The following is an 11,374-nucleotide window of genomic DNA, read 5'->3' as shown; positions in this document are numbered from 1 at the left end:
ATGCCAGGAGATAACATCGAAATGACAGTAGAATTAATTCACCCAATCGCAATGGAAACAGGATTAAGATTCGCTATCAGAGAAGGTGGAAGAACAGTAGCATCAGGAGTAGTTGCTGAAATCATAAAATAATAGAAAATATTTTTGTATGCCTAGATATATCTAGGCATATTTTTTATATAGAAATACAAATTATGTGTATTGATAAAAAATTTTGTTTTTAATATTAAATTTTAGATATATATTATAGTAAAAATCCCAAGAATAGAGGGGTCAAAAAAACTTAAGAAAATTGTAAAAAAAAGCTTTTCTTTTTTGGGAAAGTATGATATACTCTTTAAAGTGTATAAGGATATTGAAAATCCTTAAAGTTAATTTTCAAGGAGGTGTAAAGTAATAAATGGCTTCTAACAAATTAAGAATCTACTTAAAAGCTTATGATCATACTTTATTAGATCAATCAGCTAAGAAAATAGCGGAAGTTGCTAAAAAGTCTGGAGCGGAAATCGCAGGACCTATGCCATTACCTACTAAAATTAGAAAGTACACTGTATTAAGATCAGTGCATGTAAACAAGGATTCAAGAGAACAATTTGAAATGAGAGTACACAGAAGAATGGTTGAGATCAACAATTCTACACAAAAGACAATAGCTTCGTTAACAGCAGTTAACTTACCAGCTGGTGTTGGAATAGAAATCAAACAAATCTAATAGTTGATTTTTAGAAAAACATTGTAAGGTTATATTTCGAGTAATTTGATTTGTTTGATAAGAAGATTATCGGAATAAAAAATTATCCTTACAGAATAATACAAGTTGGCGCTTTTTTTAAAGCAAGGTGGTAGAACCACGAGGTCAAGTTGTCAACCAATATATTATTTGATGGAGGTAGAAACATGTCAGGAATTTTAGCTAAGAAAATTGGAATGACTCAAATTTTTGAAGATGGAAAATTCATTCCAGTAACAGTTGTTGAAGCTGGTCCTAACTTCGTACTACAAAAGAAAACTGTAGAAAACGATGGATATACAGCTCTACAATTAGGATTTGATGAGAAAAAAGAAAAAAACACTACTAAACCAGTAATGGGAATCTTCAAGAAAGCAGGAGTAAACCCTCAAAGATTCATAAAAGAATTAAGAGTAGACTCAGTTGAAGGTTATGAATTAGGACAAGAGATTAAAGTTGATGTTTTAGCTGGAGTAGAGTTCGTAGATATTACAGGAACTTCAAAAGGTAAAGGAACATCAGGAGTTATGAAGAGACACGGATTCGGTGGAAACAGAGCTTCTCACGGGGTATCTAGAAACCACAGATTAGGTGGATCTATCGGTATGTCGACTTGGCCTGGTAAAGTATTAAAAGGAAAAAGAATGGCTGGACAATATGGAAACGAAACTGTAACAGTTCAAAATCTAAGAGTAGTAAAAGTTGATGCAGAAAACAACTTATTACTAATAAAAGGTGCAGTACCTGGATCAAAAAACAGTTACATAGTTGTTAAACCAGCTATAAAAAAATAATTCATTAGTAGATGTGGAAGGAGGAAAATAATGGCAGTTTTAAACATATATGACTTGACAGGAACTCAAACTGGAACTGTAGAAGTTAAAGATACAGTGTTTGGGATTGAGCCTAATCAAGCAGTACTTCACGAAGTACTAACTGCAGAATTAGCAGCTGCTAGACAAGGAACTGCAGCTACTAAGACTAGAGCAATGGTTAGAGGAGGAGGAAGAAAACCTTTCAAACAAAAGGGAACTGGTAGAGCAAGACAAGGAAGTATCAGAGCTCCTCACATGGTTGGAGGAGGAGTAACATTCGGACCTCAACCAAGATCATACGAGAAAAAAGTAAACAAGAAAGTAAGAAACTTAGCATTAAGATCAGCTTTATCTGCTAAAGTTGCTAATGGAGATATCTTAGTTTTAGATGGAACTATCGAAACTCCAAGAACAAAAACAATAGTTGCTTTAACAAATGCAATCAATGCAACTAACAAGCAATTATTCGTAGTAAATGACTTAGCAGAAATGAAGGATTACAACTTATACTTATCAGTAAGAAACCTAGAAAATGCAGTTGTATTACAACCAAATGAAATAGGAGTTTACTGGTTATTAAAACAAGAGAAAGTAATTCTTACTAGAGAAGCACTAACTACAATAGAGGAGGTGCTTGGATAATGACAGCTTATGATATCATCAAAAGACCTGTTATCACTGAAAAAAGTGAAATGTTAAGAAGAGAGTACAACAAATATACTTTCGAAGTAAACACAAAAGCAAACAAAATTCAAATAAGAAAAGCTGTAGAGGAATTATTTAACGTAAAAGTTGAATCTGTATCTACTTTAAACTCTAAACCAGTTGTAAAAAGACACGGAATGAAACTTTACAAAACTCAAGCTAAAAAGAAGGCTATCGTTAAGTTAGCACAAGGAAGCACAATTACTTACTTCAAAGAAGTGTAATTAATATATAACGGCTAAAGATATATATAGGTCTAGAGAATAAGGAATTTTTTCGGAGGTTAAGCAAAAATGGCTATTAGAAAAATGAAACCTATTACTAACGGACAAAGAGGAATGTCTAGATTAGTTAATACGGATTTAGATAATGTAAGACCTGAAAAGTCTTTAACTGTACCTTTAAAATCTGCATATGGAAGAGACAACTATGGACACAGAACATGTAGAGATAGACAAAAAGGACACAAAAGACTTTACAGAATTATCGATTTCAAGAGAAATAAATTAGATATACCTGCTAGAGTAGAATCTATCGAGTATGATCCAAATAGAACAGCTAATATAGCTCTTTTATTCTACGTAGATGGAGAAAAAAGATATATACTAGCTCCTAAAGGACTAAAAAAAGGTGACATGGTTATGGCAGGATCTCAAGCAGAGATTAAACCAGGAAACGCACTTAAAATAAAAGATATGCCAGTTGGGGTTCAAATACACAATATTGAACTACAAAGAGGAAAGGGTGGACAATTAGTTAGATCTGCAGGAACTGCAGCAAGACTAGTTGCAAAAGAAGGAACTTACTGTCACGTTGAGTTACCATCTGGAGAATTAAGATTAATCCACGGTGAGTGTATGGCTACAATCGGTGAAGTAGGAAACTCAGAACATAGCTTAGTACAAATTGGTAAAGCTGGAAGAAACAGACATATGGGTAGAAGACCTCATGTAAGAGGATCTGTAATGAACCCAGTTGATCACCCTCATGGAGGAGGAGAAGGAAAGAATCCTGTAGGTAGAAAAGCTCCTTTAACACCTTGGGGAAAACCTGCTTTAGGTGTTAAAACTAGAGGTAAGAAAACTACAGATAAGTTTATCGTAAGAAGAAGAAACGATAAGTAATTCTAAATTCGAGAGGAGGCTAATAAGGAATGGCTAGATCATTAAAAAAAGGACCTTTCTGTGACCACCACTTAATGAAAAAAGTTGAAGATGCAGTAGCTTCTGGAAACTTAAAAGCAGTTATTAAGACTTGGTCAAGAAGATCAACAATATTCCCTAACTTCATTGGATTAACTTTTGGTGTATATAACGGGAAAAAACACATCCCTGTTCACGTAACTGAGCAAATGGTTGGACACAAATTAGGAGAATTTGCACCAACTAGAACTTACTACGGACACGGAGTAGACAAGAAAAAGAAAAAATAATTTAAGCATATATTTGAGAAAGTAAAGAGGAGGTTGGACTAGTGGAAGCTAGAGCAATTACGAGATACGTAAGAATGTCTCCTAGAAAAGCTAGATTGGTAGCTGACTTAGTGAGAGGAAAATCAGCACAAGAAGCATTAGATATTCTAGAATTTACAAATAAAAAAGCAGCTAGATTAATAAAGAAGACATTAGCATCAGCTATTGCTAATGCAACTAACAACTTCAAAATGGACGAAGATAAGTTAGTAGTTTCAACAATTATGATAAATGATGGACCAGCTCTTAAGAGAATAATGCCTAGAGCTATGGGAAGAGCAGATATAATCAGAAAGCCAACAGCTCACATTGTTGTTGCTGTTTCTGAAAAGTAGTTTAAGGAGGTAAGACTGTGGGACAAAAAGTAGACCCTAGAGGACTAAGACTTGGAATTACAAGATCTTGGGATTCTAACTGGTATGCAGACAAGAAGGAATACGCTAAGTACTTCCATGAAGATGTAAAAATCAGAGAGTATGTTAAGAAAAACTACTTCCACGCAGGAATAGCAAAAGTAAAAATTGAAAGAACTTCTCCTTCAAATGTAGTAGTTCTTGTTTACACAGCTAAAGCGGGAATAATCATCGGAAGAAAAGGTGCTGAAATAGATAACTTAAGAGTAAATCTTGAGAAATTAACTGGAAAGAAAGTAACTGTAAAAGTACAAGAAGTTAAAGAATTTAACAAAGATGCTGTACTTGTTGCAGAAAATATAGCTACTTCAATCGAGAAAAGGGTAGCATACAAAAGAGCTGTAAGCCAAGCTGTAATGAGAGCTATGAGAGCTGGAGCTAAAGGAATCAAAGTTATGGTTTCAGGAAGACTAAATGGAGCAGAAATTGCCAGAGCTGAGTGGGTAGTTGAAGGAAAAGTTCCTTTACATACATTAAGAGCTGATATTGATTATGCAACAGCAACAGCTCACACAACTTATGGAGCTCTTGGAATAAAAGTATGGGTTTTCCATGGTGAAGTTCTTCCAACTAAAAGGGAAGGAGGAGAAGCGTAGTCATGTTAATGCCAAAAAGAACAAAACATAGAAAAATGTTTAGAGGTAGAATGAAAGGTACAGCTCAAAGAGGAAACACTGTAGCATTCGGAGATTACGGACTACAAGCTCTTGAGCCACACTGGATAACAAATAGACAAATCGAATCGTGCAGGGTTGCGATCAACAGAACATTCAGAAGAGAAGGAAAAACTTTCATAAGAATATTCCCTGACAAACCTATCACAGCTAGACCAGCTGGAGTGAGAATGGGTAAAGGTAAAGGAAGCGTTGAAGGTTGGGTAGCAGTAGTACTACCAGGAAGAATAATGTTCGAAGTTTCTGGAGTAACAGAAGAGAAAGCTTTAGCAGCATTAAGAAAAGCATCTATGAAACTTCCTGTAAGATGTAAAATAGTAAAAAGAGAGAATGGTGGTGAAAACTAATGAGAGCTAAGGAAATAAGAGAAATGTCAACTGAAGACTTAGTTGTTAAGTGTAAAGAGCTTAAGGAAGAGTTATTCAACCTAAAGTTCCAACTTTCATTAGGTCAACTTACTAACACTGCTAAAATCAGAGAAGTTAGAAGAGAAATTGCTAGAATAAATACAATCTTAAATGAAAGATAATCTCATTCATAGTATAAATTGATTCTTAGGAAGAGGAGGTTAATGTCTTGAGAAACGAAAGAAAAGTAAGAGAAGGAATAGTTGTTTCTGATAAAATGGATAAAACTATCGTTGTTGCAATAGAAACAATGGCTTTACACCCAATCTATAAGAAGAGAGTAAAAAGCACTACTAAGTTTAAAGCTCACGATGAAAATAATGTAGCTCAAACTGGAGATAGAGTAAGAATTATGGAAACTAGACCATTATCAAGAGATAAAAGATGGAGACTAGTAGAGATTGTTGAGAAAGCTAGATAATTCCAATTATTGTGAGAGGAGGATAATTTAATGGTACAACAACAAACTATCCTTAACGTTGCTGATAACTCAGGTGCAAAAAAATTAATGATAATCAGAGTACTAGGTGGATCTAAAAAGAGATTCGGAAGAATCGGAGACATCGTTGTAGCATCTGTTAAAGAAGCGATTCCAGGTGGAAACGTTAAAAAAGGTGACGTAGTTAAGGCTGTAATAGTTAGAACTAAAAAAGAATTAAGAAGAGAAGATGGATCATACATCAAATTTGATGATAACGCAGGAGTTATAATCAATAACAACAATGAGCCAAAAGCAACAAGAATATTTGGACCAGTTGCAAGAGAGTTAAGAGCTAAAAACTTCATGAAGATTTTATCTCTAGCTCCAGAAGTAATCTAATAATCGAGAGAGGAGGCTAATATCGTGGCTAAACCTAAAATTAAATTTATACCAGAAACTTTACATGTAAAAACTGGAGATATGGTTTATGTAATATCTGGTAAAGATAAAGGTAAAACAGGTAAAGTTGTAAAAGTTTTCCCTAAAAAAGGAAAAGTTGTAGTTGAAGGAATAAACATAGTAACTAAACATATGAAGCCAACTCCAATAAACCCACAAGGTGGAGTTGTTAGCAAGCCAGCTGCTATATTCTCATCTAAAGTAATGTTATTCGATGAGAAAGCTGGAAAACCAACAAGAGTTGGATACAAAATGGTAGATGGTAAGAAAGTAAGATACTCAAAAGTATCAGGAGAAGTTCTATAAGAAGGGAGGAAAACGTAAGTGTCTAAATACGTTTCTAGATATCATAAATTATATAACGACGTTATATCTCCAGCTTTAATGAAAGAATTAGGAATAAATAACGTTATGGAATGTCCAAAGCTAGAAAAGATAATAGTGAATATGGGAGTTGGAGAAGCTACTCAAAACTCTAAATTAATAGATGCTGCTATGGGAGATCTAACTATTATCACTGGACAAAAACCAATAGTAAGAAAAGCTAAGAAATCTGAAGCAGGATTCAAATTAAGAGAAGGAATGCCAATCGGAGCAAAAGTTACTTTAAGAAAAGAAAGAATGTACGATTTTCTAGATAGATTAGTGAATGTAGTTCTTCCAAGAGTAAGAGACTTCGAAGGAATTTCAGCTAACTCATTCGACGGAAGAGGAAACTACTCTTTAGGATTAAGAGATCAATTAGTATTCCCTGAAATCGAATTTGATAAAGTTGAAAAACTTTTAGGAATGTCTATCACTATCGTTTCTTCTGCTAAAAATGATGAAGAAGGAAGAGCTTTACTTAAGGCGTTTGGAATGCCTTTCAAAAAGTAATAGTGAGGAGGGTAAAGAATAAATGGCAAAGAAGTCAATGATCGCTAGAGATGTTAAAAGAGCTGAACTATGCGAGAAATATGCTGAAAAAAGAGCTGAACTAAAGAAGAGAGTTGCTGAAGGAGATATGGAAGCAATGTTCGAATTAAACAAACTTCCAAAAGACTCTTCTGTAGTTAGAAAAAGAAATAGATGTCAGTTAGACGGAAGACCAAGAGGATTCATGAGAGAATTTGGAATTTCGAGAGTAAAATTCAGACAGCTTGCAGGAGCTGGAGTAATACCAGGAGTTAAAAAATCATCTTGGTAATATTATAGGAAGGAGGATTTTCGTAGATGTATTTAACAGATCCAATTGCTGATATGTTAACAAGAATCAGAAATGCAAATGCAGTAATGCACGAGAAAGTAGATGTACCTCATTCAAATTTAAAAGATAGATTAGCAGAAATCCTAAAAGAAGAAGGGTATATAGCTAACTATAAAGTTGTGACTGATGGGAACAAGAAAAATATAAGAGTTTACTTAAAATATGATGGTAAAGAGAGAGTTATCAAAGGAATAAAAAGAATCTCTAAACCTGGAAGAAGAGTATATTCTTCAGTTGAGGATATGCCAAGAGTATTATCAGGATTAGGAATTGCTATCGTATCTACTTCTAAGGGAATTGTTACTGACAGAGTAGCTAGAAGAGAAAACGTAGGTGGAGAAATTCTTGCATTTGTTTGGTAATAAATAACTTAGGAGGTGTTAGTAAATGTCAAGAGTAGGTAAAAAACCTATAATAGTGCCTTCTGGAGTTGAAGTAACAATAAACGGAAACGTAGTTACTGTAAAAGGACCAAAAGGTACTCTAACAAGAGAATTTAATTCAGAATTAACTATAAAAAAAGAAGAAAATGAAATCGTTATCGAAAGACCTAACGATTTACCAGCTGTAAGAGCTATACACGGAACTACAAGAGCTCTAATCAACAACATGATAGTAGGAGTTTCTCAAGGATTCAGAAAAACTCTTAACCTAGTTGGAGTTGGATACAGAGCAGCTGCAAAAGGAAAAGGATTAGAGTTAGCACTAGGATACTCACATCCAGTTGTAATCGATGAAGTAGCTGGAATTACATTCACAGTTGAAAAAAATACAACTATCCACATCGACGGTATCGAGAAAGATGTAGTAGGACAAGTTGCTGCTGATATAAGAGCTAAAAGAGCTCCTGAGCCATACAAAGGAAAAGGAGTTAAGTATTCTGACGAAGTTGTTAGAAGAAAAGAAGGTAAAAAATCGTAAGGTAGCTTAACTAAAAGGAGGTAAGACAGTTGTTTAAGAAGGTAGATAGACAAGCTGTAAGAACAAGAAAGCATTTATCAATCAGAAACAAAATTTCTGGTACAGCTGATAGACCAAGACTTTCTGTATATAGATCAAACAACAATATCTTTGCTCAATTAATAGATGATGTTAATGGAGTAACTCTAGTTTCTGCATCAACTATTGATAAAGCGTTAAAAGCAAATATTGCAAATGGTGGAAATGTAGAGGCTGCTAAAACTGTTGGTAAAGCATTAGCAGAAAGAGCAGCAGCTAAAGGAATAACTAATATCGTATTCGATAGATCAGGATACAAATACACAGGAAGAGTAGCAGCTCTTGCTGAGGCAGCTAGAGAAGCTGGATTAAGCTTCTAATTCTATTAGAGAGGAGGATTTCACTTGTCTAAGTTAGCAAATAGAGAAGAAAAACAATATCAAGAAAAATTATTAAAGATATCAAGAGTTTCTAAGACAACAAAAGGAGGAAGAACAATATCTTTCTCAGTTTTAGCAGCTGTTGGAGATGGAGAAGGTAGAGTTGGATTAGGATTAGGAAAAGCTAATGGTGTACCTGATGCTATAAGAAAAGCACTTTCTTCTGCAAAGAAAAATTTAGTAGATGTTTCTCTAAAAGGATCTACTATTCCTCATGAAATTGAAGGAAAATGGGGAGCAACAACTTTATGGATGGCACCAGCTTACGAAGGAACTGGAGTTATCGCTGGTTCTGCAACAAGAGAAATATTAGAGCTTGTTGGAGTACATGACATTTTAACAAAAATCAAAGGTTCTAGAAACAAACACAACGTTGCTAGAGCTACAATAGAAGCTTTAAAATCACTTAGAACAGCTGAGCAAATCGCTGCTTTAAGAGGTAAAGAAGTTAAAGATATCTTAAGCTAGGAGGGAATTTAGATGGTAAAGCTTAGAATAGAGCTTGTAAAAAGCATAATCGGAAGAAAGCCTAACCACATAGCAACTGTAAAGTCGCTAGGGCTTAAGAAGATGAATGATGTTGTGGAGCACGTAGAAACTCCTGAGTTAAAAGGAAAACTAGCTCAAGTTTCTTACTTACTTAAAGTAGAGGAGGTGCAAGCTTAATATGAAATTAAACGAATTAATGCCTTCTGTACCAAGAAAAGCTAGAAAAAGAGTTGGAAGAGGAGAATCTTCTGGATTAGGAAAAACATCTGGAAAAGGAAGCAACGGACAAAAGTCTAGAGCTGGTGGAGGAGTAAAACCTTACTTCGAAGGTGGACAAATGCCTATCTATAGAAGAGTTCCAAAAAGAGGTTTCTCTAACGCATTATTCAAGAAAGAGTATGCTATAATCACATTAGATCTATTAAATAGATTTGAAGATGGAGCTGAAGTTACTCCTGAAATCTTATTCGAAACTGGATTAGTTAGAAAAATGATGGACGGAATCAAAGTTTTAGGAAATGGAACTTTAGATAAAAAATTAACTGTAAAAGCTCACAAAGTTTCTGCATCTGCTAAAGCTGCTATAGAAGCTAAAGGTGGAGTTGTAGAAATTATAGAAGTTAAAACTTTTGCTGACGTTGCTAAAAACAACAAGTAATTTTTAACTTGCTAAGACTAGAAGCGAGGTGAAGTTAGTTTTGACTTTAATGGAAAAATTTAATATGAAATTGAGTAGCATTATGAAAATTCCTGAGTTAAGAGAGAGAATTGTCTTCACCTTGTTAATGTTTTTAGTTGCCAGAGTAGGGACTTATATTCCTGCTCCAGGAGTAGATGTAGATAGACTTGCAACTATGACAGCACAAAGTGATATATTGGGTTATATAAATATGTTTTCTGGAGGAGCTTTCAAAAGAGTATCTATATTTGCTCTTGGGATAGTTCCTTATATTAACTCATCAATTGTATTTAGTTTATTAGCCGTGATTATTCCTAAGATTGAAGAGATTCAAAAAGAGGGAGAATCTGGTAGAAACAAGATTACTCAATGGACTAGATATTTAACAATTGGAATAGCAATAATACAGGCTTTTGGAGTATGTATGTGGTTACAATCTGTAGGACTTGTAACTACTCCAGGAACTATGTTTTTCCTTACAACAATAGTAACATTGACTGCTGGAACAGTTTTCTTAATGTGGATTGGAGAGCAGATATCTGTTAAAGGAATAGGGAATGGAGTTTCTCTTTTAATATTTTTGAATGTAATATCTGGAGGACCATCGAATGTTGTTCAGACAATTCAAAGTATGAGAGGAAGTAAATTCTTAATACCAGTATTATTATTAATAGCTCTAGCTGGAGTATTAGTAGTAGCAGGAATAGTTATTTTCCAACTGGGACAAAGAAAGATACCTATTCACTATGTAGGAAAAGGATTTAATGGAAGAGGAGGAATGGGTCAAAACTCATATATTCCTTTAAAATTAAATAGTGCTGGAGTTATGCCAGTGATCTTTGCATCTGTAGTTATGATGATCCCATCTGCTATTGTCAATGCAATTCCATCTGAGTATACAATTAAAACTACATTAGCTATGGTATTTAGTCAAGGTCATCCAGTATATATGTTAATATATGCTGCAGTTATTATATTTTTCTCTTTCTTCTATACTGCTATAGTATTTGATCCTGAAAAGGTAGCAGATAACTTAAAGCAAGGTGGAGGGACTATTCCTGGTATTAGACCTGGAACAGAAACAGTTGAGTATTTAGAAGGAGTCGTTACAAGAATTACTTGGGGCGGAGCTTTCTTCTTAGCAGCTATATCAATTCTTCCTTATGCAATTTTTACTTCTTTAGGACTTCCAGTTTTCTTTGGAGGAACAGGAATAATAATTGTTGTAGGGGTAGCTATTGATACAGTTCAACAAATAAATGCTCATTTAGTAATGAGAGAATATAAAGGATTTATATAGAGCTTTATATAAAAAACACAACTAAAGAGTTGTGTTTTTATTTTTATAATTTAGTTAACTTCAAACTGTTTTCAAAAATAAAAAATAAAAAGCTTTACTTTAATGTGAATTAATGATATAATAATTATGTAGTGAAAAGTTAACATAAGTAAGTAAATTAATAAAGATCTTTTTTAAAAGCTGTTT

Annotated in this window: 23 protein-coding genes; all 23 read left to right on the top strand. The window is 34.0% G+C overall.

Features of this window, described 5'->3' with window-relative positions; all coding sequences use genetic code 11:
- Positions 1–132 (top strand): elongation factor Tu (gene tuf / locus IAA47_00950; protein ID MBU3841565.1); only part of this gene is annotated, 132 nt, incomplete at its 5' end.
- Between the two features lie 268 nt (positions 133–400).
- A complete protein-coding gene (gene rpsJ, locus IAA47_00945) occupies positions 401–712 on the top strand; it encodes a 30S ribosomal protein S10 (protein ID MBU3841564.1) in 312 nt (103 codons plus the stop codon).
- A 185-nt stretch (positions 713–897) separates the two neighbouring features.
- Positions 898–1,524, top strand: a complete 627-nt coding sequence (gene rplC, locus IAA47_00940; GenBank protein ID MBU3841563.1) for a 50S ribosomal protein L3 — start codon at positions 898–900, stop codon at positions 1,522–1,524.
- Between the two features lie 30 nt (positions 1,525–1,554).
- Positions 1,555–2,187 carry a 50S ribosomal protein L4 gene (rplD, locus tag IAA47_00935; protein MBU3841562.1) on the top strand — a complete coding sequence of 211 codons (633 nt, stop codon included), beginning with the start codon at positions 1,555–1,557 and terminating at the stop codon, positions 2,185–2,187.
- On the top strand, positions 2,187–2,474 hold the full coding sequence (gene rplW, locus IAA47_00930) for a 50S ribosomal protein L23 (GenBank protein MBU3841561.1): 288 nt from the start codon (positions 2,187–2,189) through the stop codon (positions 2,472–2,474). The genes rplD and rplW overlap by 1 nt, the downstream gene beginning before the upstream one ends.
- A gap of 69 nt (positions 2,475–2,543) precedes the next feature.
- On the top strand, positions 2,544–3,374 hold the full coding sequence (gene rplB / locus IAA47_00925; GenBank protein ID MBU3841560.1) for a 50S ribosomal protein L2: 831 nt from the start codon (positions 2,544–2,546) through the stop codon (positions 3,372–3,374).
- Between the two features lie 29 nt (positions 3,375–3,403).
- Positions 3,404–3,682, top strand: coding sequence for a 30S ribosomal protein S19 (rpsS, locus tag IAA47_00920; GenBank protein ID MBU3841559.1), 279 nt, complete (start codon positions 3,404–3,406; stop codon positions 3,680–3,682).
- Positions 3,683–3,723: 41 nt separating this feature from the next.
- On the top strand, positions 3,724–4,056 hold the full coding sequence (gene rplV, locus IAA47_00915; GenBank protein ID MBU3841558.1) for a 50S ribosomal protein L22: 333 nt from the start codon (positions 3,724–3,726) through the stop codon (positions 4,054–4,056).
- Positions 4,057–4,073: 17 nt separating this feature from the next.
- Positions 4,074–4,730: a 30S ribosomal protein S3 gene (rpsC, locus tag IAA47_00910; protein ID MBU3841557.1), complete on the top strand. Its 657-nt coding sequence runs from the start codon at positions 4,074–4,076 to the stop codon at positions 4,728–4,730.
- 2 nt (positions 4,731–4,732) lie between these two features.
- Positions 4,733–5,155, top strand: coding sequence for a 50S ribosomal protein L16 (gene rplP / locus IAA47_00905; protein MBU3841556.1), 423 nt, complete (start codon positions 4,733–4,735; stop codon positions 5,153–5,155).
- Positions 5,155–5,337 carry a 50S ribosomal protein L29 gene (rpmC, locus tag IAA47_00900; GenBank protein MBU3841555.1) on the top strand — a complete coding sequence of 61 codons (183 nt, stop codon included), beginning with the start codon at positions 5,155–5,157 and terminating at the stop codon, positions 5,335–5,337. Before rplP ends, rpmC begins: the two co-directional genes overlap by 1 nt.
- Before the next feature lie 47 nt (positions 5,338–5,384).
- Entirely contained in the window at positions 5,385–5,636 is a 252-nt protein-coding gene (gene rpsQ, locus IAA47_00895) for a 30S ribosomal protein S17 (protein MBU3841554.1), read from the top strand.
- Positions 5,637–5,666: 30 nt separating this feature from the next.
- The gene (rplN, locus tag IAA47_00890) at positions 5,667–6,035 is read left to right on the top strand and encodes a 50S ribosomal protein L14 (protein MBU3841553.1); all 369 of its coding nucleotides are present in this window, start codon (positions 5,667–5,669) and stop codon (positions 6,033–6,035) included.
- A gap of 24 nt (positions 6,036–6,059) precedes the next feature.
- Complete coding sequence (gene rplX / locus IAA47_00885; protein MBU3841552.1) at positions 6,060–6,401, top strand: 50S ribosomal protein L24; 342 nt, start codon at positions 6,060–6,062, stop codon at positions 6,399–6,401.
- Between the two features lie 18 nt (positions 6,402–6,419).
- Complete coding sequence (rplE, locus tag IAA47_00880; protein ID MBU3841551.1) at positions 6,420–6,971, top strand: 50S ribosomal protein L5; 552 nt, start codon at positions 6,420–6,422, stop codon at positions 6,969–6,971.
- A 22-nt stretch (positions 6,972–6,993) separates the two neighbouring features.
- The gene (gene rpsN / locus IAA47_00875; protein ID MBU3841550.1) at positions 6,994–7,281 is read left to right on the top strand and encodes a 30S ribosomal protein S14; all 288 of its coding nucleotides are present in this window, start codon (positions 6,994–6,996) and stop codon (positions 7,279–7,281) included.
- A gap of 26 nt (positions 7,282–7,307) precedes the next feature.
- Positions 7,308–7,703: a 30S ribosomal protein S8 gene (gene rpsH / locus IAA47_00870; GenBank protein MBU3841549.1), complete on the top strand. Its 396-nt coding sequence runs from the start codon at positions 7,308–7,310 to the stop codon at positions 7,701–7,703.
- Between the two features lie 25 nt (positions 7,704–7,728).
- A complete protein-coding gene (gene rplF, locus IAA47_00865) occupies positions 7,729–8,262 on the top strand; it encodes a 50S ribosomal protein L6 (GenBank protein MBU3841548.1) in 534 nt (177 codons plus the stop codon).
- 29 nt (positions 8,263–8,291) lie between these two features.
- Entirely contained in the window at positions 8,292–8,660 is a 369-nt protein-coding gene (gene rplR, locus IAA47_00860; protein ID MBU3841547.1) for a 50S ribosomal protein L18, read from the top strand.
- Positions 8,661–8,684: 24 nt separating this feature from the next.
- Positions 8,685–9,188 (top strand): 30S ribosomal protein S5, encoded by a 504-nt coding sequence (rpsE, locus tag IAA47_00855; protein ID MBU3841546.1) that lies wholly within the window; start codon positions 8,685–8,687, stop codon positions 9,186–9,188.
- Positions 9,189–9,200: 12 nt separating this feature from the next.
- Positions 9,201–9,386, top strand: a complete 186-nt coding sequence (gene rpmD / locus IAA47_00850; GenBank protein MBU3841545.1) for a 50S ribosomal protein L30 — start codon at positions 9,201–9,203, stop codon at positions 9,384–9,386.
- 1 nt (position 9,387) lies between these two features.
- The gene (gene rplO / locus IAA47_00845; protein MBU3841544.1) at positions 9,388–9,867 is read left to right on the top strand and encodes a 50S ribosomal protein L15; all 480 of its coding nucleotides are present in this window, start codon (positions 9,388–9,390) and stop codon (positions 9,865–9,867) included.
- A 40-nt stretch (positions 9,868–9,907) separates the two neighbouring features.
- Positions 9,908–11,188 (top strand): preprotein translocase subunit SecY, encoded by a 1,281-nt coding sequence (secY, locus tag IAA47_00840; protein MBU3841543.1) that lies wholly within the window; start codon positions 9,908–9,910, stop codon positions 11,186–11,188.
- Positions 11,189–11,374 lie beyond the last annotated feature (186 nt).

This window comes from Candidatus Fusobacterium pullicola (assembly GCA_018883725.1).
GTDB classification, from domain to species: domain Bacteria; phylum Fusobacteriota; class Fusobacteriia; order Fusobacteriales; family Fusobacteriaceae; genus Fusobacterium_A; species Fusobacterium_A pullicola.
Note: the sequence above shows the minus strand (reverse complement) of the source record. Positions and strands in the feature narration are given on the sequence as shown.

Excerpts from the sequence above, each read along its gene's own strand:
- rpsJ (MBU3841564.1), top strand. The coding sequence starts at position 401 with ATGGCTTCTAACAAATTAAGAATCTACTTAAAAGCTTATGATCATACT.
- rplC (MBU3841563.1), top strand. The coding sequence starts at position 898 with ATGTCAGGAATTTTAGCTAAGAAAATTGGAATGACTCAAATTTTTGAA.
- rplD (MBU3841562.1), top strand. The coding sequence starts at position 1,555 with ATGGCAGTTTTAAACATATATGACTTGACAGGAACTCAAACTGGAACT.
- rplW (MBU3841561.1), top strand. The coding sequence starts at position 2,187 with ATGACAGCTTATGATATCATCAAAAGACCTGTTATCACTGAAAAAAGT.
- rplB (MBU3841560.1), top strand. The coding sequence starts at position 2,544 with ATGGCTATTAGAAAAATGAAACCTATTACTAACGGACAAAGAGGAATG.
- rpsS (MBU3841559.1), top strand. The coding sequence starts at position 3,404 with ATGGCTAGATCATTAAAAAAAGGACCTTTCTGTGACCACCACTTAATG.
- rplP (MBU3841556.1), top strand. The coding sequence starts at position 4,733 with ATGTTAATGCCAAAAAGAACAAAACATAGAAAAATGTTTAGAGGTAGA.
- rpmC (MBU3841555.1), top strand. The coding sequence starts at position 5,155 with ATGAGAGCTAAGGAAATAAGAGAAATGTCAACTGAAGACTTAGTTGTT.
- rplN (MBU3841553.1), top strand. The coding sequence starts at position 5,667 with ATGGTACAACAACAAACTATCCTTAACGTTGCTGATAACTCAGGTGCA.
- rpsN (MBU3841550.1), top strand. The coding sequence starts at position 6,994 with ATGGCAAAGAAGTCAATGATCGCTAGAGATGTTAAAAGAGCTGAACTA.
- rpsH (MBU3841549.1), top strand. The coding sequence starts at position 7,308 with ATGTATTTAACAGATCCAATTGCTGATATGTTAACAAGAATCAGAAAT.
- rplF (MBU3841548.1), top strand. The coding sequence starts at position 7,729 with ATGTCAAGAGTAGGTAAAAAACCTATAATAGTGCCTTCTGGAGTTGAA.
- rpmD (MBU3841545.1), top strand. The coding sequence starts at position 9,201 with ATGGTAAAGCTTAGAATAGAGCTTGTAAAAAGCATAATCGGAAGAAAG.
- rplO (MBU3841544.1), top strand. The coding sequence starts at position 9,388 with ATGAAATTAAACGAATTAATGCCTTCTGTACCAAGAAAAGCTAGAAAA.